At 44.9% G+C, this 19,977-nt stretch carries 18 protein-coding genes and 1 riboswitch; of the genes, 13 read left to right on the plus strand and 5 right to left on the minus strand.

Features of this window, described 5'->3' with window-relative positions:
* Nucleotides 1-77: 77 nt before the first annotated feature.
* The gene (locus QUB44_RS01880) at nucleotides 78-545 is read right to left on the minus strand and encodes a hypothetical protein (protein WP_333362406.1); all 468 of its coding nucleotides are present in this window, start codon (nucleotides 543-545) and stop codon (nucleotides 78-80) included.
* A 249-nt stretch (nucleotides 546-794) separates the two neighbouring features.
* Here QUB44_RS01880 and folK point away from each other — a divergent pair, with 249 nt between their 5' ends.
* From folK to QUB44_RS01900, 4 genes are all read left to right on the plus strand, one after another.
* The gene (folK, locus tag QUB44_RS01885; RefSeq protein WP_333362409.1) at nucleotides 795-1,283 is read left to right on the plus strand and encodes a 2-amino-4-hydroxy-6-hydroxymethyldihydropteridine diphosphokinase; all 489 of its coding nucleotides are present in this window, start codon (nucleotides 795-797) and stop codon (nucleotides 1,281-1,283) included.
* A 181-nt stretch (nucleotides 1,284-1,464) separates the two neighbouring features.
* On the plus strand, nucleotides 1,465-2,013 hold the full coding sequence (locus QUB44_RS01890) for an NUDIX hydrolase (RefSeq protein WP_333158482.1): 549 nt from the start codon (nucleotides 1,465-1,467) through the stop codon (nucleotides 2,011-2,013).
* A 150-nt stretch (nucleotides 2,014-2,163) separates the two neighbouring features.
* Complete coding sequence (locus tag QUB44_RS01895; RefSeq protein ID WP_333362560.1) at nucleotides 2,164-3,615, plus strand: FAD-binding domain-containing protein; 1,452 nt, start codon at nucleotides 2,164-2,166, stop codon at nucleotides 3,613-3,615.
* A gap of 114 nt (nucleotides 3,616-3,729) precedes the next feature.
* Nucleotides 3,730-4,377 (plus strand): Uma2 family endonuclease, encoded by a 648-nt coding sequence (locus tag QUB44_RS01900; RefSeq protein WP_333362412.1) that lies wholly within the window; start codon nucleotides 3,730-3,732, stop codon nucleotides 4,375-4,377.
* Between the two features lie 103 nt (nucleotides 4,378-4,480).
* Here QUB44_RS01900 and QUB44_RS01905 read toward each other — a convergent pair whose 3' ends face one another.
* A complete protein-coding gene (locus QUB44_RS01905; protein ID WP_333158294.1) occupies nucleotides 4,481-4,930 on the minus strand; it encodes a hypothetical protein in 450 nt (149 codons plus the stop codon).
* Nucleotides 4,931-5,027: 97 nt separating this feature from the next.
* On the opposite strand from QUB44_RS01905, the gene QUB44_RS01910 reads away from it, so the two are divergent.
* The 3 genes from QUB44_RS01910 to QUB44_RS01920 are packed head-to-tail and all read left to right on the plus strand — an operon-like array spanning nucleotide 5,028 to nucleotide 7,892.
* Nucleotides 5,028-5,354 (plus strand): hypothetical protein, encoded by a 327-nt coding sequence (locus QUB44_RS01910; RefSeq protein ID WP_333362415.1) that lies wholly within the window; start codon nucleotides 5,028-5,030, stop codon nucleotides 5,352-5,354.
* 15 nt (nucleotides 5,355-5,369) lie between these two features.
* Entirely contained in the window at nucleotides 5,370-7,502 is a 2,133-nt protein-coding gene (locus tag QUB44_RS01915; RefSeq protein ID WP_333362419.1) for a pentapeptide repeat-containing protein, read from the plus strand.
* A gap of 57 nt (nucleotides 7,503-7,559) precedes the next feature.
* The gene (locus QUB44_RS01920; RefSeq protein ID WP_333158301.1) at nucleotides 7,560-7,892 is read left to right on the plus strand and encodes a DUF2834 domain-containing protein; all 333 of its coding nucleotides are present in this window, start codon (nucleotides 7,560-7,562) and stop codon (nucleotides 7,890-7,892) included.
* 432 nt (nucleotides 7,893-8,324) lie between these two features.
* On the opposite strand, the gene QUB44_RS01925 is transcribed toward QUB44_RS01920, so the two are convergent.
* From QUB44_RS01925 to QUB44_RS01935, 3 genes are all read right to left on the minus strand, one after another.
* On the minus strand, nucleotides 8,325-9,899 hold the full coding sequence (locus QUB44_RS01925; protein WP_333158303.1) for an FAD-dependent oxidoreductase: 1,575 nt from the start codon (nucleotides 9,897-9,899) through the stop codon (nucleotides 8,325-8,327).
* A gap of 250 nt (nucleotides 9,900-10,149) precedes the next feature.
* Nucleotides 10,150-11,724: an FAD-dependent oxidoreductase gene (locus tag QUB44_RS01930; RefSeq protein WP_333158305.1), complete on the minus strand. Its 1,575-nt coding sequence runs from the start codon at nucleotides 11,722-11,724 to the stop codon at nucleotides 10,150-10,152.
* 252 nt (nucleotides 11,725-11,976) lie between these two features.
* A complete protein-coding gene (locus QUB44_RS01935) occupies nucleotides 11,977-12,696 on the minus strand; it encodes a Uma2 family endonuclease (protein ID WP_333158307.1) in 720 nt (239 codons plus the stop codon).
* A gap of 174 nt (nucleotides 12,697-12,870) precedes the next feature.
* A riboswitch (cobalamin riboswitch) is annotated at nucleotides 12,871-13,017 on the plus strand.
* 61 nt (nucleotides 13,018-13,078) lie between these two features.
* Here QUB44_RS01935 and QUB44_RS01940 point away from each other — a divergent pair.
* From QUB44_RS01940 to QUB44_RS01965, 6 genes are all read left to right on the plus strand, one after another.
* The gene (locus QUB44_RS01940) at nucleotides 13,079-13,798 is read left to right on the plus strand and encodes an energy-coupling factor ABC transporter permease (RefSeq protein WP_333362564.1); all 720 of its coding nucleotides are present in this window, start codon (nucleotides 13,079-13,081) and stop codon (nucleotides 13,796-13,798) included.
* Between the two features lie 3 nt (nucleotides 13,799-13,801).
* The gene (locus QUB44_RS01945; protein ID WP_333362422.1) at nucleotides 13,802-14,122 is read left to right on the plus strand and encodes an energy-coupling factor ABC transporter substrate-binding protein; all 321 of its coding nucleotides are present in this window, start codon (nucleotides 13,802-13,804) and stop codon (nucleotides 14,120-14,122) included.
* 8 nt (nucleotides 14,123-14,130) lie between these two features.
* Nucleotides 14,131-14,931 (plus strand): cobalt ECF transporter T component CbiQ, encoded by an 801-nt coding sequence (gene cbiQ / locus QUB44_RS01950; RefSeq protein ID WP_333362425.1) that lies wholly within the window; start codon nucleotides 14,131-14,133, stop codon nucleotides 14,929-14,931.
* Between the two features lie 247 nt (nucleotides 14,932-15,178).
* Nucleotides 15,179-16,213 (plus strand): DUF2207 domain-containing protein, encoded by a 1,035-nt coding sequence (locus tag QUB44_RS01955; protein ID WP_333362428.1) that lies wholly within the window; start codon nucleotides 15,179-15,181, stop codon nucleotides 16,211-16,213.
* A 400-nt stretch (nucleotides 16,214-16,613) separates the two neighbouring features.
* On the plus strand, nucleotides 16,614-18,710 hold the full coding sequence (locus QUB44_RS01960) for an SPFH domain-containing protein (RefSeq protein WP_333362430.1): 2,097 nt from the start codon (nucleotides 16,614-16,616) through the stop codon (nucleotides 18,708-18,710).
* A 90-nt stretch (nucleotides 18,711-18,800) separates the two neighbouring features.
* Entirely contained in the window at nucleotides 18,801-19,745 is a 945-nt protein-coding gene (locus tag QUB44_RS01965) for a leucine-rich repeat domain-containing protein (RefSeq protein ID WP_333362433.1), read from the plus strand.
* The last annotated feature ends 232 nt before the right edge of the window (nucleotides 19,746-19,977 follow it).

The following is a 19,977-nucleotide window of genomic DNA, read 5'->3' on the forward strand; positions in this document are numbered from 1 at the left end:
TATTTGGGTTAATAATTGGTTATTGGTTGTTTGCTACCAATGCCCCATGCCCGATGCCCCATGCCCGATGCCCGATTTCAATCATCTCGAAAACCCGGATCATTTTCTCGCGATGTCGATCGACTAGGCGCAGGTACATTAATCACTTGCGAAAACCCAGAATTTGCGGACGAAATATTGCCGTCTCTGAATCCCAGCAGCAATTGAGCATCGGCAAAATACCTAGTCCACTGTTCGATTCTCGCATCTTTCTGCCAGTCGCGGCGGGATACTCTCGATCGCAAAACTGGAACTCTTTGTCGGCTGCGATCGGCTGTAATGATGACTGTAACTTCTGTTAATGCCGGATTTTCTTGAAACTCGCGGGCGATCGACTCTTTCGCTAAATCTTCCGCCTGCTGCACTAAACTCGCAAAAGATTGACTGCCGTCCGAATCTAGGGTAAGGTAGCGCTCTTTTGTTTCAGCCAAAGCTATCGATATACTTGCTGTTAAACTGATAATTGCTAGAATGACGGCCGACAATAAACGTATGTACAAATTCATTATGTTTGAAACTAAATACTAACACTTTTCAATCATAATCAATAAAAATTAACATCTTATTAAGTTATGATTAAAATAATATTTTGTATAATCAGATTTTGCGGACAATAGGGCTTGTAGGCTAGATAACTAAATCTTTCTTTATTCTTGCTTTTTCCCCCTTCCCTCTTCCTTCTTCCGACTTCCCTCTTCCTTCTTCCTGACATCCGTGACATCCGTTACACAATCCGTTGCCGAACCTTATTCTTTATGAAACTCACAAAAAGTGCGATCGCCCTCGGTAGCAACTTAGGCGACTCCCTCGCCACACTCTCTAGCGCGATCGTAACCCTCAACAACACCCCAGGAATAGCAGTAAAATCTCATTCAAGCTGGTATCAAACCGCCCCCGTGGGGCCGCCGCAACCCGATTACATCAACGCCTGCGCCATCCTAGAAGTTGCGCTACAACCAGAACAATTGCTAGCAAAATTATTAGAAATCGAGATAAAATTTAATCGAATTCGCCGAGAAAAATGGGGGCCAAGAACCCTCGACCTAGATTTGCTGCTGTACGACAATTTAATCCTAGAAACTCCGACACTGACTCTACCTCATCCCCGGATGACCGAAAGAGCTTTTGTATTAGTACCTTTAGCAGAAATTGCCCCGGATTGGGTGCATCCGGTGACGAAAAGTGCGATCGTCCAACTCCTGCAAACCGCAGACTGTTCCGGAGTGCAAAAATTGCAACTGTAAAAATTGAGTACAATTCAGGGATCGTACCAGTTTCAAAAAAAATGCAACCGTAGGTAAGCTCCAAACTGTGATAGTTATCAGTCATTCCCAATCAAAAATCAAAAATCAAAAATCAAAAATCCTATGATATCGCCTATGATGTCTTAAATCGGTGCCATCAAACATTATTCGCTTGTCGCTTATGTCGATCGGTCAAGAACTACCCCAACTCCTCAAACAACGCCTATTTTACCAAGGGCGCAAATTTAACTTTGACGTAGCTACTCTCCGTCTTCCCAACGGTTCCGAAGGCGAGTGGGAATGTATTCGCCACCCGGGCGGAGCACTTGCAGTTCCCGTCACACCCGAAGGTAAACTCGTCTTGGTACGCCAATATCGCTTTGCAACAAAAGGGCGAATTTTAGAATTTCCCGCTGGTACAGTCGAAATCAATGAAAATCCCGCCGAAACTATTAAACGCGAAATCGAAGAAGAAACCGGATATCGCGCCGGAAAATGGCAGAAATTAGGGCAATTTTTTCTCGCCCCTGGTTATTCCGACGAAATCATTTATGCTTTTTTAGCCCAAGATTTGGAAAAACTGGAACAGCCGCCAGCACAAGACGATGATGAAGACATTGAAACAGTTTTATTCACGCCGGAAGAATTAGAAAAAGCTATCTTAGCTGGGGAACCAATTGACGCGAAATCAATTTCTAGCTTTTTCTTAGCCCGTCCATTTTTGAGTTAAATAGCACGGACAGAAAAAACCCGGTTTCTTATAAAAATCGTGCGTCAAACCGATAAATCTTAACTTAGAAACCGGGTTTTTGAACCCGCGTGTGTCCAGGACTGTAAAATCTAAAATCTAAAATCTAAAATCTAAAATCGAATGTCTGATATATCCAATCTAATTTTATTTTGGCACCGCCGCGACTTGCGTATTTCTGACAACATCGGACTGGCAGCAGCGCGCCAGCAAAGCCCGAAAGTAGTCGGGATTTTTTGTCTCGATCGCAATATCCTAAATCGCGATGACGTAGCGCCAGCTAGAGTCACCTACATGATCGGCTGCTTGCAAAAACTCTCCTCGCGTTACAGGGAATCAGGCAGCCAATTGCTGATAATTCAAGATGATCCGATCCTAGAAATACCAAAATTAGCAACAGCTATAAATGCTCAAGCAGTATTTTGGAACTGGGATGTAGAACCCTACGCAAAACAGCGCGATCAGTCCGTATCAAACGCCCTCCAACAAGCAGGAATTCAAGTTCAAAATTTCTGGGATCAACTGCTGCACGCCCCAGATGAAATTCGCAGCGGTACAGGGACTCCCTACACAGTTTATACACCATTTTGGAAAAAATGGAACAGTAAACCTAAAGCCCAACCAGTAGAGACACTGCCGATAACTTATCTGGAATTAATGACCGGCTTAACCGCCGAAGAACAAGCAATCGCCAACCAAGCAGGTGCAATGGAAACAGTGCCAACTGCGTTGAGTTTGGGATTTATTTGGGAAAATCCATTAGTAATAGAACCCGGAGAAGATGCAGCGCAACAAAAATTAGAAGAATTTTGCGATCGGGCAATTTACCAATATCAAGGACAGCGCAATTTCCCCGCCATTAACGGCACATCCCAACTCAGCGCAGCCCTCAAATTTGGTGCAATTGGCATCCGCACTGTTTGGCAAGCTACGCAGATAGTAATGGACACTTGCCGCAGCGAAGAAGCGTCTACAAGCATCCGCACTTGGCAACAGGAAATAGCGTGGCGAGAATTTTACCAACACGCTATGTATAATTTTCCAGAATTAGCAGACGGCCCCTATCGTCAAGCATTCAAAGACTTTCCTTGGGAGAACGATGAAAAACTCTTTCAAGCTTGGTGTCGAGGCAAAACTGGCTATCCTATTATCGATGCAGCAATGCGGCAGTTAAATGAGACAGGTTGGATGCACAATCGCTGCCGCATGATAGTCGCCAGTTTCCTCACCAAAGATTTAATTATTAACTGGCAATGGGGGGAAAAATACTTCATGCAAAAATTGATAGATGCCGACCTTTCTGCTAACAACGGCGGCTGGCAATGGAGCGCATCTAGTGGCATGGATCCGAAACCTTTGCGAATATTCAATCCGGCGAGTCAAGCTCAGAAATTTGACCCTGAAGGGGAATATATTCGGCACTGGGTTCCAGAATTGCGTCGCGTTGATACTAAAGCTTTGCTAACAGGAAATATTTCGCCTTTAGAACGCAGACTTCTTCATTATCCCTCTCCAATCGTAGATCACAACGAGCAGCAGCGTAAGTTTAAGGAACTTTATAGCCACCAAAAAAACGCAGATTAGACTGCTCGATTTTTGGCTATAGTTACCAGTAAATTAAGTTGAGGCGGCGCCGTGTGCACCTCAACTTAAAAGATTGTATCAGTTATAATAAACTTAAATAAATCGGAGGTTGAAATGGTAACGCTGCAATTAAGGCAAATCAGTGTACCCCCAGGACATAGAGTGCTGTTCAATGATGTCAACTGGCAGGAATTTGAAGCAATTTTAGAAGAGTTGGGAGAACACCGTAGCTCTAGAATAGCTTACAGTCAAGGAACTTTGGAGATTAGGATGCCACTACCAGAACATGAGAAAGCTAAAATCATTATTGGCTATTTAGTTAAAATTCTGTTTGAGGAACTAGAAATAGACTTTGAACCATTTGGTTCGACGACTTTCAAGCGAAAAAATATGTTACAAGGAATTGAGCCTGATGAATGTTTTTACATTCAGAATCATGCTCTAATGATTGGCAAAAAGCGGATCGACTTAACTGTAGATCCGCCACCTGACTTAGCAATTGAAGTCGATCTAACTTCCAAAACTCAACTCGATGCTTACGAAGCTTTGGGAGTACCTGAAATCTGGCGCTATGAAAATAACCAGCTTCAGATTAATGTGCTTCAAGATGGGAAATATGTTGAATCTGAAATTAGTCCTACTTTTCCCAATCTGCCAATTATTGAAGCTATTTCTCAATATTGCGAACAAAGCCAAACAGTGGGCACGAGTCAAACTCTCAGATTGTTTCGGAAGTGGGTTAAAGACCAAATACAAAATTGATAGGAAATCCCTATTTCCCGCACTGGCTGTCAGAAGTCCAGCTTATTTACGATCGCCAAAAAGCCCAGTTTATGACAGCAAGCCTCCTAATTCCCTTGTATTTTTAATTTCGCTTTTGGGAAATAGAGAGAGTGTAAGGGTGTTGACCTTGAGCTCGATCGCCCACAAAAATAACATAAGTCCCCTTGTCCCCATAACCGGAAAATTCTACATTCCCCGCAGCAGCATTCGCCGGCAGCACGCAGAAACGCCCCCTCGGCCCCTGAATCATCAAACTCGGAGCTCCAGCAGTTTGTACTGCAATCCGCCAGTAAGGCAAATCCTGCGTTACTTCAATGACGTGGTTCGGCCCTTGAGAGACAAAACCGCAGTCGCCGCTATTGTTCGGGCCGCCGGAAACTCCAGAAACTCCCAGCGGTTCGGGAAATCCCGGAGCAATTTGTAGCGGTTGGCTCCGAAGGGCACCGGCATCCGCTAAAATCATTGCCAAGGCTACGGTCACGATCGAGCTAAACCACAGTTTGCCGCGATCGCCCGGATAATTGATCTTCATGTTTCCTCACACAATGGCATTTGGTTCTAGTTCTTTGACGGTAGGAGATAATGGCGGTTCCAAACACATTAATCTAAAATAACTTCCGAATTTTTTTATGAATCCTCAAAATAATTTCAATTGGCAGCAAGCGTTGGGAGAACTAAAAGCTAAAGTAGAACGATCGCCACTCATCACACAAAATTCAGACAGCTATCAAGCCGTCGGAACCTTATACAATCAATTACTCGACAAGTTTCAAAGACTCCCCAAACCTGGGCAGGTGGCAGCCTTTGCCGTCGGAGCGATAATTGTCCTGACAGTCTTCAATAGCATCGTACAGCTAATTTCAGCGCTGATGACTCTTGCCGTTCTGGGAGTGCTAATCTACATAGCGTATAAATTGGCAATTTCGCCCCAGTCCTCAAATACTAACGACAAATAATAGGAATTTCTAAATATGGCTAACCCCACCGCGCCCAGCGGCATCAATCAACCCGATCCGTCTTGGCAAACACAATCCAAGCAAATGCCACTGCTGGTTCGCAGGTGCGGCGCTTGGGCAGTGGAAATTTCGTTAATTGCGGCCAGCGCCCTCGTTCCCTTTAGTATCGGGGCATTAGTCAACCAGGAAACTCAAACCGTGCCGCTCAATTCCTCCATAGCAGCAGCATCCGAAACCGTCGCCCGTACTTTGGGCATACCCGTGCGCGATCGCAGCCCCAGAGTCGCACCCCTAACTAATCTATTCTGGTCAGGGGCACTGCTGGCACCGGCAGTTTTAGCGGGGTGGCAACTGTTTTTGCTCGCCAGAACCGGTCAAACTCTCCCCAAACGCTGGTTCGGTGTCAAAGTTGTCACAGCGTCGGGTACTCCTCCGGGTTTTGGGCAAGTGCTAATTCGCGAAACTTTAGGGCGCTGGGGAGTGCCTCTGGGCGTCGCTTACGGCATTTGGCGCTTGAGCGGTGCGTTTCCGGATTTGCTGATTTTAGGGGGGCTGAGTGGCTTGGCAATGCTCGCAGACGGCGCGGTTGCGTGGCGTTACAAACGGCAAGCGGGACACGATCGACTCGCGAATACTTTGGTCGTCAACGCTCGATCGAATCAACTGTCTGACAATCCTGTCAAGACTCAAGATTGGACTGAGGAAGACGCCCAGATTGCGGCTTTAGTTGTGACTCCACAAAGCGGGCTGAAAGCAAATGCCAGTTTGTGGAATTGGATGCGCCAACACCCAGGTACAACTTTAGTGATAGTTACCATCGGCAGCGCCGGATTGATTTTAACTTTGTTTGTCGGCACTCTCATCTACACTCAAAGTCAAGCAAATATGCGGGATTCGCGGCAGCGGAACGACGAATTATTTGTAGCTTTAGTTAGCAAATTGTCTCCCACATCGGCTAGCGGGGCATCGGGCAGGCGATCGGCTATTTTGGCTTTGGGGGCGGTGGAAGACTCCCGCGCCGTACCCCTGCTAGCGGATTTGCTCGCTCAAGAAGACAACCGCGCCATGCTGGACGCGATCCAGCAAGCTTTAGTCAGTAGCGGCCCGAAAGCTTTGACTGACTTGCAGCGGTTGAATCAGGCCCTCAGCAACGACCTCGATTCCCTGCGCTTTGGCGGCAAGGCCCCGGAACGCGAGTTAGCGGCCGCCCGCCAGCGAACAGTACAAAGGGCGATCGGCAAAATTCTCACAGTGTATAGCAGCCAACTCAAGGGCGTGGATCTCAGCCGCACGGATTTAGCTCAAAGTCCTGCCGGCTCATCTCAGTTTACTTTAGTTTTAAACAAAGTTGACTTGTCGGGAATTAAGTTGAGAAATGCCAATTTAACCAATGCCAGCTTGCAGGGAACTCGCTTTTACGGCACCGGCGAAGACAGGCGTCCGGGTACATTTGACGATTGGATTTCTGACTTGAGCGGCGCTAATTTGGAAGGAGTAAATTTGACCGGGGCGTCCTTGAACAGTGCTGTAATGAACGGGACTAATTTTGTGCGCGCTGTCATGAACAAAGCTAATTTGTCAAACGGCAATTTGAATTCAGCTAATTTCAGCAGTGCTATTTTAATTGGAGCAAATTTACAGGAAGCACTGTTAAAAAATGCCCGTTTTACCGGAGCAGATATAGGAAGTGCGAATTTTTCGCGAGCAGATTTGTCAGGTGCACGTTTGGGCAAAGTGAAGGCTCAAGGCGCTCAGTTGTCCTTGACAAATTTGTCTAAATCGGAATGGCAAGGTGCTGATTTATCCGGTGCTGATTTGAGCGGCGCAAACTTACAAAATGCCAATTTGACTTCGACTAAACTCGCCAACGTGAATTTAAAAGATGCTCAGTTGCAAGATGCGAATTTTCGGAATGCGGAGGTGAGTTCGGTTGATTTTAGGGGCGCGAATTTAGCGGGAGCGGATTTTAAAGGCGCTGTGTTTCTGGGGAAGGCAGCTTCGGATCAATTTATTCAAAATCCGACTGGTAGTAAATCCGGTCGATTCCTAGGAGTTGATTTTGCGGAGGCTAAGAATTTAGATAAAAGTCAAATTGCTTACATTTGTTTGCAGGGGGGGGGTCATCCGAAGTGCCCGCAGAAGAAGTAAGGATTGGTTGTTAACGAGTAGGCTAATACAGTTGATCAACGAACAGGTAGGGTAATTATGAGCGTTAAGCGAATCATTTATCTCATCCTAGCAATTCTGGGCCTTGTACTGCCTTGGTACTATAACTTGCAGTTTTTTAGCAATGCTGGCTTGCTGGACTTTGTAACCGAGAGTTCGGCTAATCTGGCTGCGAAATCGGTAAGCTTAGATTTGTTGATTACAACTGTAGCAGGAAGCACTTGGATGTACGCTGAGTCAAAACGATTGGATATAAGTTTTGTAGGGCTGTACATAATTCTGGGTTTGCTTGTTTCGTTTTCATGTGCTTTCCCGCTTTTCTTGTTTGTGCGGGAAACCAAGCTGGAAAAATCAAGTGAAGTCTCAAGTTGAAAAGTTGTTTAACAGGTTAGTGCCGCCCAGCACAATAATTCGGTGCAGGCGATCGAGGTATTATATAATTTCCGCTAAAATCACCGTTATAGGTTTGTAGTGAGGACGGAAGTGCTGAGAATTTTATGAGGAGGAAATTCCTCACTACAAACCAACGTGATTGTTGTCGTTCGAGGGGACATAATATTAATACCAATTTCACTCATTTCTTGCTAAAAAATTTTTGGTTTAGTTTCATTCCCCCTGCCAAACCTACTACTGAATTGTTTATTGAAGTTGCTATTAAATCGTTCCCGGTTGCATCGGTATTTGTTCAAATGTCCAAACAGTTCGTTATCCCGAAAGCATAATTTTAGCCAACAGTCAACAGTCAACAGTCAACAGTCAACAGCCAACAGTCAACAATCATGAGGAGTACAACCGGAATTGAGATTACGCAATAGCATCCGAACTGGCAAGAGTCTCGAATTGCGCCAATAGCATTGCATCACCACTATTTGGAGCTCCAAAAATTTTAGGTAACTGGCCTGTTTCAGCTAGAACTTGTCTCACTTCTCGGTTAGATACATCGGCTAGATTTTTGTTATTTAGAATGGCATTAACCGCAGCGATACCCACACCTTGACCAACTGCGGCGTTGAATTCAACAATTCTGCCGACAGAACAAGCAAACCCTTCAAATCCAGAACAGGGACTGACCACTGCCAGGTTAGGAACGTTTTTAATTAATGCGTGGCGGATGCCAACATTAAAGATAGGGTGTTTAAAACTCAGACTTTTAAACCATCCTAGACGAGTTGCTTGATCGCGAATACCCTGGATGCCTCCGCGTACATCAAAATGATAGCTAAATGTTGCCAGGGCTTCATTAGCAGGTACGCCACCTAACAGCATTTGTGCGCCAGTTAAAGGTTCTACAACTCCCGTCACATTGCCAGCGTGTCTGATATAAAGTTCTGAGGCAGAAGTAACAGAAGTAGCGCCCAAACTCCTCAGCCAAGTTGTAATAAATAAAATCTCTCTTTGCATATTAGCCGTGGGTTTGCTCCCGTTTCTAGCTAAGGCTTCCGCTTCGCTGGCGGTGACTGCAAATAAAAGCGCATTCCACGAAAGTCTGTCATTTGGAAGTATGGCTATATTTCCCTCATCTAAAATTACGCCAGTTTCAGAAAAAGATAGTTTTCTTCCCCTAAAGGAGTGGTAAGCTACAGACAGAGCCGGCGAACGAACATCGATGTAATCGTTACCCGCCCACAGAGTTTTGAGATTGCCTTGAGTGTCTTTCATTTCCCGCCGGAGTTCTTCTGCTAGTTGGGCATCCTTGTCGGCAGCGTACAGCAAAAATTTTTGACTCTCTGAATCGGCCAGGTTGGTGAAGCGTTTTAGATAAATGTAATCGAGTTCTTTCAGTGCTCTTGCACTGAGTCCTTGGGTTTCAAAAACGAGGGTGACTGGAAGTTCTGAGTTAGGCAGACCAAATGTTTCAAATCCCTTCAGCTTTCTCACACCTGCTGCTTGAGCTAATTCGGCATTGACAGTGGCATCAATAAATTGCTTGCCGGCATAAACTACGCCTTTAGAGGTGGTTATACTAGCAATTTTTTGGCCTTCTTTAGTGACTGATTGAATTTCTACTTTGCTGAGGAGATCTGCCCCAGCTTTTACCAGCATTTCTTTCAGCGCTGCACTGGCTTTGCGGGGGTCAAGTGCAATTGCCTTAACGCCGGATTTTTGTAAGAATTCTTTATAGATTGTCGCCGGTGAACCAAAGGTATCTAACTTTAAAGATTGTTGAAGTTCTTCACTAATCTGACTTCTATCTAAATAAGCAAGACCGCCTCTTACCAAATGCCCGCCAATTCCTTCTTGCAAGCTTGCTTTCGACATCAGTAGAATTCGCGGATAACGCTTTGTTCGGCGAAGATATTCTCTGGAGGCAGAGATAACAGCTAGAACTCCTGGAACTTCATCACCAAAACAGATGACATCGTAATAACGCACATCCATGACCATTATTTAATAACCTCTCGTGATTTTCATATTTTAGAGCTAAATTTCAATGTTTTTTTACCGAAAGACGCGTTACAGACCGCAGAACAAGGCAAAAAACCCGGTTATGAAGGTTTTGATGCGTTCAGGACTAATTAAAATTGCTATAGCAATCCTAAATGAATCGTAAATTTTTTACCCCACCCCAACCCTCCCCGAACCCGCGGGGAGGGAGTAAGAAATTCACAAATGATTTAGGATTGCTATATTACGCAACAGCATCCGAAGTGACAAGATTCTCGAATTGCGCCAATAGGATTCCATCAGCATTATTTGCCACTCCAAAAATTATAGGTAACTGACCTGTTTGGGCAAGAACTTGTCTCACTTCTCGGTTAGATACATCGGCTAGATTTTTGTTATTTAGAAGGGCATTAATCGCTGCGATACCGACGCCTTGACCAACGGCGACGTTGAATTCAACAATTCTGCCTGCAGAACAGGCCAACCCTTCAAACCCAGAACAGGGGCTGACCACTGCCAGGTTAGGAACGTTTTTAATTAATGCGTGGCGGATGCCAATATTGAAGGTAGGCTTTTTAAAAGCCATACTTTCAAACCATCCTAGACTGCTTGCTTTCTCGTTAATACCCTCGATACCTCCGCGGATATCAAAATAATAGCTAAATGTTCCCAGTGCCTCATTAGCTGGTACGCCACCTAACAGCATTTGTGCGCCAGTTAAAGGTTCTACAACTCCCGTCACATTGCCGGCGTGTCTGATATAAAGTTCTGAGGCAGAAGTAACAGAAGTAGCCCCCAAACTCCTCAACCAAGCTGCAAGAAATAATATCTCGTTTTGCATATTAGCCGTGGGTTTGCTCCCGCTTCTCGCTAAGGCTTCCGCTTCGCTGGCGGTGACTGCAAATAAAAGCGCATTCCACGAAAGTCTTTCATTTGGAAGTATTGCTATATTTCCCCGATCTAACATTATGCCGGTTTCAGGAAAAGATAGCTTTATTCCTCTAAAGGAGTGGTAAGCTACAGACAGAGCCGGCGAGCGAACATCGATGTAATCTTTTCCCGCCCACAGAGTTTTGAGATTGCCTCTAGTGTCGATCATTTCCCGCCGGAGTTTTTCTGCTAGTTGGGCATCGTTGCCAGCAGCGGACAGCAAAAATTTTTGAGCGTCTGAATCGGCCAGGTTGGTGAAGCGTTTTAGATAAATGTAATCGAGTTTTTTCAGTGTTCTTGCACTGAGTCCTTGGGTTTCAAAAACGAGGGTGACTGGAAGTTCTGAGTTAGGCAGACCAAATGTTTCAAATCCCTGCAACTTTCTCACGCCGGCCGCTTGAGCTAATTCGGCATTGACAGTGGCATCAATAAATTGCTTGCCGGCATAAACTGTGCCTCTAGAGGTGGTTATACTGGCAATTCTTTTGCCTTCTTTATTGACTGATTGAATTTGTACATTGCTGAGGATATCGACTCCAGCTTGTAACAGCATTTGTTTCAGGGCTGCACTGGCTTTGCCGGCATCAAGTGCAATTGTCGTAACACCGGATTTTTGGAGGAATTCTTTATAGATTGCCGGCGGTGAACCAAAGGTATCTAAATTTAAAGATTGTTTAATTTCTGGACTAATCTGACTTCTATCTAAATAAGCAAGGCCGCCTCTTACCAAATGCCCGCCAATTCCTTCTTGCAAGCTTCCTTTAGACATGAGCAGAACTCGCGGATAACGCTTTGTCCGGCGACGATATTCTCTGGCGGCAGAGATAACAGCAAGAACTCCTGGAACTTCATCACCAAAGCCGATGACATCGTAATAACGCACATCCATGACCATTATTTAATAACCTCTCGTGATTTTCATCTTTTCGAGCTAAATTTCAATGTTTGCCCTCAAACTCTCTGTTTTTCCCAAATCTAGCTCCATCTTTCCTGATTGATTGTTTTGATAAATATTCACACATTCCTGGACGTAGCAACTGGGTTTTTTCCCGAAAATCCTGCGTTGAGGGCGATCGCACTCCGTTGAAAAACCCGGTTTCTGAGCGTCAACAGTGTGTAAGTCTTGTAGCCTTTACTGCCATCAGGTCAGATTATCAGGATCTATCCCCAACTCCCGCAATCGCTGAGCTAGTCGATCGGAACGTTGGGCCAATCGATCGGCGCGCTGCGATTCCTGTTGGGCGAGTTGCGCTGATTCTTTCACCTGTTCTTCAGGAGTCAGATAACGTTTTCCCTCTGCATCGTACCAATACAACCACTCCCTTGTCACCCCAGAATAATTGCCCCTTTCACAACCAATTCCTAAACTAATCTCTGGCATCCAAACTGGATGTCCTGGCTGTAATTCATACTTCCCATTGACTAACTTATGTACTTCCAAACGGGGTTTACGGCGGCGGCGGGAAGAATAAATGACGTAATAAAGTACGCCTAAAGCTTGATATTCCTCCAACTTTGCGGTGTATTCTTTCCGATAAGTTGGGGAAACTACTTCCAGCACAAAAGTCGGCAGAACATTTTCATCCCACAGCACGTAACTGGGACGTAATTCTTCATCATAAAACCTTTCTACACCTAAACTTAAGAAAGCATCTGGCACAATGGCCGGTTTGTCGGGGTGAGAATAGATACCCATATCTATGCCAAAAAACCAGTCCATGCGTTCTGCCCAAAGTATTAGCAAGATTGCTTTTAACAACCCCGGTATTAGTTCTTGCAGTTCGTTATCCACAGGCGTTTCATCCGAGTCTGGTAGTTCATCGGCGGAGGGCAAGTTCCTCGGCAAGTTGTACTGTAACATTGCGGCTTTCCTCAAAACTCATTAATATTATACCGTTGATTTGTTTGGCGATAGTATTTATTGAACGAACCGCGAAGACGCGCAGGAAGAGAAGAGAATATGATAGGTAATTTTGACTTAGTTAATCTGAATGAATTTTTGTAAAATATTTGCTGAGACTTACGCGATCGACTAAACTATGTCTAACCAGTCGGTTCTAATGGGGAGCAGCCGTTAGAGGAAACGGGGAAAGTTCGGTGCAAGTCCGGCGCTGTCCCGCAACTGTAATGAAGGTCATGTCGCTTTCTGAGTCAGGATGCCCGCCGATGTGTTAATTTACATAGTCTCATCTGCGAGGTTCAGTGTGAAGACCGGAAATCGGAAATTGGTCAGCTTGGGATTGATGGCTGGCTTGAGTTGTTATATTGTCTTGGGTTCGGCAACGCCCGCCGCAGCTATGCACATTTCGGAAGGTTTTTTGCCGATGCAATGGGCTGCGTTTTGGTGGATTGTGGCGCTGCCTTTTTTTGCAGTAGGTTTGCGATCAATTACTCGTATTACAAAAGAACACCCGGAACTTAAACTGCTGCTAGCTTTAGCCGGTGCGTTTACTTTTGTGCTTTCTGCTTTAAAAATTCCCTCGGTAACGGGCAGTTGTTCTCACCCCACGGGTACTGGTTTGGGTGCAATTTTGTTCGGCCCTTCGGTGATGGCTGTACTGGGGGCTTTAGTTCTGCTGTTTCAAACGTTACTGTTAGCTCACGGCGGGCTGACAACGCTGGGAGCTAATATGTTTTCGATGGCGATTGTCGGCCCTTTCGCTGCGTATTTTATCTATCAATTGCTGTTGCCAACTGGTAGCCAGCGGGCGGCAATTTTTTGTGCAGCAGCTTTGGCAGATTTGCTGACTTACGTGGTTACTTCGATTCAGTTGGCATTAGCTTTCCCCGCAGCAAGCGGCGGTTTTATGGCTTCGTTTCTAAAGTTTGCTGGCATCTTTGCTATCACTCAAGTACCCCTTGCTATTAGTGAGGGATTGCTGACTGTATTAGTCTGGAATTGGCTGCATTCTTACGGGAAGCCGGAGTTAGAAACTTTGAAACTATTGAGACAGGAGTCATAAGCCATGAGTCAAAAAAACACAAGAAATCAGCAAGCTACTTCACAACAAAATTGGATGTTGGTAATTGCTGTTATCGTGCTTGCCGTTATTCCTCTAGTTTTTGTCCGGGGTGAATACGGCGGAGCGGATGGGGAAGCACAGAAAGCGATTACGGAAATTCAACCGGACTATCAACCTTGGTTTAACCACTTTTTTGAGCCTGCTAGCGGAGAAATTGAAAGTTTGCTGTTTGCGACTCAAGCGGCGCTAGGAGCGGGCGTAATTGGCTACGCGGTCGGGCTGTACAAGGGGCGATCGCAGCGACAAAAATCTGATGATGAATAGCCGTCGGAATGAACCATCAGATTGATAGTCTGGCTTATACAAATCGCTTGCGCGGGTTGCCGCCAGCTCACAAGTTATCCTTTGCGATCGCCCTTTTAATCCTGTCTCTCGTTTCTGGGGCGATCGTCCAATTGTCGATCGCCCTTTGGTTGGCTGTCTGGATCGTCATCTATGCGGGTATTCCGGGGAAACTGTATTTGCGGTTGCTGTCGCTACCGTTGATGTTTTTGCTGACAAGTTTGCCTGCTTTGGCGATGGGTGCGGTTGAGTTAAGTCAAATTCAGGAAATTCAGTGGGATATTTGGCAAGGTTGGGGCATTAGCATCGGCACTTTTTATCTGTATGTGAGCCGCACTGGAATATACCAAGTGAGCTTGCTATTTGCCCGTGCCTTCGCATCGACAAGCTGTATGTATTTCATCCTCTTGACTGTTCCATTTACCGAAATCTTGCAGATTCTCAGACAATTACGCTGTCCCGAGTTAGTCACAGAACTGCTATTACTAATGTATCGGTTTATTTTTAGCTTATTGGCGATCGCCGATGAACTTTGGATAGCCCAAAACTCGCGCTGTGGCTACCGCACTTGGAAGCGGGGAATGCACAGTTTAAGCATTTTAATCGGGCAATTGCTTCAGCGAACTTTAGAAAACTACCGTCAAGTTTCCTTGAGTTTAGCATCGCGCGGCTTTAATGGAGAACTGCGGGTTTGGCATTCTTCCCCTTACAAACCTTCGCGAAGATATATATTTGAAGCTTTGTTTGGGTGTACAGTTTTAACTTTGTTAAACGTGCTATTTCAACATTAAATTACTCGTTCCCAGGCTCTTCCTGGTAACGCAGAACCGGAGGCTCTGCCTCCAATTTCCCCTTCGCCACGCGAGGCAGAGCCTCTGGAAATCGGTTCCCAGGCAGAGCTTAGGAACCAGTCAAATTCATTCCCTGCCGCCGGATTTAATATATGACTTTTATGAACATAATTAATGAATTTAATGAATTGACTTCAAAAGAAATCTGTTGAATTATTGTAGTCAACACTTATCTTGTGGAAATCCTATGATAAATCAACGACTCATCAAAAAAATAGTTTTTTTGTTAATGGCTTCATTAAGCCTATTGTTGGTAACAGTGACTCATACAGTGGCCCAACAACTACCATTCTACTGGGATAACATCAACGTCACAATCGACGTTCAGACCAACGGAGATATGTTAGTTACCGAAACGCAAAAATATGTGTTCACAGTAGACTACACCAATGAACGATATCGCTATATTCCTTTAGATAAGGTCGATGAAATTAAAGATGTGACCGTTATCGAAAAAAATCAAATAATTCCTAGTAGCACTGGAACTGAAAATAATCAACTTTGGATTCGTTGGCAACATGAATTAAAACCGCCAGACTCACATACTTTTGTCATCAAATATCGAGTTGTAGGTGGATTGCAACTAGATGGTGAGAATACTCTAGTTTATTGGAAAGCTATTGCAGCGGGTCGCAAAGCTCCGATTAATAGCGGAAAAGTTACGGTGAAATTACCAGAAGCTTTGTCAGGTAAAGTTCTCTCGTTTACGAATTTTGGTGCAGCAGCAGTTCCTCGTCAAGTAGATCCTAAAACATTGGAATTTGTGGCAAGTCAGGCTATTCAACCCCAACAAGAATTAGAAGTACAAATCGCATTTCCCCAGGCAATTCTGAATATACCTCAACCTGGTTGGCAACAAAGTAGCAACCAATCTCAATCTTCTCCGGGAGAAGAAGGCTTTTCCATAGACCTAGGACCCATTTTTTTTCTAATGTTGTTCGGACTTTTTCCAGCTTTAGGAATTATCACATCCATTGCAAATCGACGCTGCCCTGAGTGTAAAAAGTTCAATCTCAAACGAACTTATAAAGTTTTGATTCCTGCAACTACTAGCCGTTCAGGAAAGCAGCAAGTTACCCACCACTGTGGACACTGCTCTTACCATAACGAGTACGAAGCAGTAATTCCAGTCATTAGCAATGACAGCGGTGGTGGTGGCGGTGGTGGTGGTGGCGGTGGCGGCGGTGGTGGCGGTGGTGGTGGCGGTGGCGGTGGCGGTTAATATCAACGAGACTTACGCATCACAAGCAAAGAAACCGGGTTTTTACTGAATCTGCCGGTTGTAACCAAGTATTCTCGCCAAAAACCCGGTTTCTGACTACCCGCGCGTCCAGGACTATTGTTGATAATTTTCGTATTCTCGTTAGTTTAGCGGGCAGGATTTGAATAAGGGCGATCGCACTTTCTTACAGATTGTACGATCGCTTTTAAATATTGGATGGAAATTTTAGTCACTCATTTTGAGATGCACCGATCGCACTTCATGCACAATCATATTCCAAATATGACTTTTATGAACATAATTAATGAATTTAATGAATTGACGTTCAAAGAAATATATTGAATAGTGATTGTAGTTAACAACTTTTCAGTAAATTTGAGCTTAAAACAGATTAAAAACTATGACTAAATTACGTTGGCTTCGCAAGCTTTTACCCTTAGCAGTATCTGTAGCAACCGCGATCGCAGCAGCAGAAGCGATCGCCCCACCAGCTTCTGCACAAACCAATCCGCCACCTCCGCAAGCCCAAGAAGTTCAACTAGCCCAAGCAGAAGGATTTAGCATTCCGATTTGGATCTATCCCGTAGGAGCAATGTTCCTAGTTTTCATCTTTATACCCAAGATTGGCTGGACTTTGGGATTAATTGCGATCGGCGAACGAGAAGTGGGAATTGTTACTAAGAAATTCTCCCGCAAAAATTTGCCCTCCAATAGATTAATTGCTCTCGATGGCGAAGGAGGTTTGCAAGCAGATACCCTTCCTCCCGGCTGGCATTTTGGTTATTTTCCCTGGCAATATAGCATTCGCAAAGAACCAGTTGTTGTCGTTCCTCAAGATGAAATTGGTTTAATTATTGCCAATGACGGAGCTACCATTCCTCCCGATCGCATTTTAGGCAAAGTCGTCGATTGCGACAATTTTCAAAATGCCCGCAAATTCCTCACCGACGGTGGAGAAAAAGGACGGCAACTAGCCATCATCACCACTGGTACTTATCGGATTAATACGGCTGTATTTGAGGTGATTACTTCAGCTAATGCCGCTGCAAAGGGTATGCAGCCGTCGCAACTTCAACTATACAAACTTGATCCCGATCGCGTGGGAATTGCGAACGTCCTAGACGGCGTTCCGATTGATGAAGGTGAAATTGCTGGGCCGATAATTCCCGGTCACGACAATTTCCAAAAAGCACAATCTTTTATCAAGGGTGGCGGGCGTAGGGGCTTGCAAGAACAGGTGATTCTATCTGGTTCCTGGAACCTCAATCCCTGGTTTGTGCAAGTTGAACAAGTAAATATGACGGAAGTGCCGATCGGTTATGTAGGCGTAGTAATTTCCTATGTGGGAAAATCGCACCAAGATGTAAGCGGCGCCGCTTTTACCCACGGTAATCTCGTCAATAAAGGCGATAAAGGTGTGTGGGTCGAACCGCTTTATCCAGGCAAACATCCGATAAATACAAAAGTGATGAAAGTAGAACTTGTTCCCACTACGGATGTTGTTTTAAACTTCACATCGCGGTTCAGCGGAGAACACGGCTACGACTCCAAATTAAGTGCTCTGAAATTGCTTTCTTTTGACGGATTTACGTTTGAGTTAGAAGTTTTTCAGATCATTCATGTCGGTACTTTGGATGCACCGAGAGTCATTTCGCGCCAAGGTTCCATGCAAAATCTGATCGACCAAGTGCTGCGTCCAATTGTGGGCAATTATTTTCGCAATTCCTCTCAAGAATATACAATACTCGATTTCCTGATCGCGCGCAGCGAGCGCCAAGCAGAGGCGGCAGAACACGTTCGTCAAGCCCTGCGCGCCTACGACGTGCAAGCTGTGGACACGCTGATCGGTTTGATTTCGCCGCCACCAGAGTTGATGCAAACATTGACTGATCGCAAAATTGCTCAGGAACAAGAAAAAACTTACGACGTACAGCGCATTTCAGAGTCGCAGCGTCAAGAATTGGTGCGCGCAACTGCGATCGCAAATATTCAAAATCAGGTGGTGGCGGCAGAACAAGGGGTGAAAATTGCCCAACTGAGTGCAACTGCTGCGATCGAACACGCTAGTGGTGAAGCAGAAGGGATTCGGCTGATGGGACAAGCAAAAGCGGATGCTTATCAAGTTGGTGTCAACGCTTTGGGTACGCAGAGTTACACGCTGTTGCAACTGATGCAAGCAGTTTCGGATGGTAGCGTTCGTGTTGTTCCCGATGTCACAGTGAATGGTAACGGCGGTAGTGGGGGTTTGCTGGACGCTTTGATGGCAATGTTGGTGCGGAATGAAACCAGTAAGAATGGAGAAAATGGAGTACATTCACCTGTAATTAATGTCAAGAAATCTAAGTCTGTCCTTGTGGAACCTGTGGCCGAATCACCAGTAGCAAAAGTGCATTCGGTGGAGTCATTGGAGTCTCCTAATCATTCACCATTTCCTCAGTATGAGGCTATTGATGAAACTGATATTGATTCGGCATTTGGTGAATTGTTAGGTATTTGAGCTGAGTGCAATTTGTAGAGAGGACGACGGTCCTCTCTGAAAGCTTTTTGTTTAAGATTTTACTGTTCAGAGAATTAGAGGTGCAAAATTATGACGTTTATGGTTAGACAGAAATACGTAAATTTGTCAAGGTTGATGGTGGTAGTTGCTTTTAGTGCGATCGGTCTAAGATCATGTGGAAATATATCTTCCCCATCAGTCGCACAGACGCAGCCGGCAAACAAAACATTTGGTGATTGGTGTCGCGAAAAAGCTTCTTTGAGTCCTGCAACTAAACATACTGTTGAGGTGATGTTGAGAGAAGCTGAGACTACTGAGTGCGATGCAGCCGATTGGAAACTTTCGAGTCTCACGAATCTCGTTCTCGAAAACAATAAAATCAGCGACATCAAACCGCTAGCATCTTTGACTAACCTGACTTCGCTCGTTCTCGAAAACAATAAAATCAGCGACATCAAACCACTAGCATCTTTGACTAACCTGACTTGGCTCTTCCTCAACAGCAATAAAATCAGCGACATCAAACCGCTACAATTTTTGACGAAACTGGATTATCTTTACCTCGACGACAATCAAATCAGCGAGATCAAACCATTGCAATCATTGACTAACCTAACTAATCTCTACCTCGACGACAATAAAATCAGCGACATCAAACCCTTGCAATCTTTGACTAAACTGGATTATCTCGGTCTCGACAACAATAAAATCAGCGACATCAAACCGCTAGAATCCTTGACTAAACTGACTTCGCTCATTCTCGATAACAATCAAATCAGCGACATTAAACCATTGCAATCTTTGACTAAACTGACTCGGCTCGAACTCAAGAACAATCAAATCAGCGACATCAAACCGCTAGCATCTTTGACTGACCTGATTGGGATAGTTCTCGACAACAATAAAATCAGCGACATCAAACCGCTAGAATCCTTGACTAACCTGACTTGGCTCTTCCTCAGCGGAAATCCGATCGCCCCCAAAACTTGCCCTCTCAAACCCGAGTCTATCTGTGATTGGGAACCCATAAATTAAATGCTCAAACCTTACTACTCTGAAAATGACAGGCACAAGATTATGACATTTATAGTTGGACACAAACAGATGAATTCACCAAAGTCGATCGCACTTACTTGTTCTACGATCCTAGCATTATAGGGAAATGTGCTGTGTGCGATCGCACCAGAAACCCAACCGGGAAACAGTGGACAAAAATTTGGTGATTTTGTCGCGAACAAGCTGATTGCAATAATTCGACCAAATATGA

This window comes from Microcoleus sp. AT3-D2 (genome assembly GCF_036705715.1).
Classification (GTDB): domain Bacteria; phylum Cyanobacteriota; class Cyanobacteriia; order Cyanobacteriales; family Microcoleaceae; genus Microcoleus.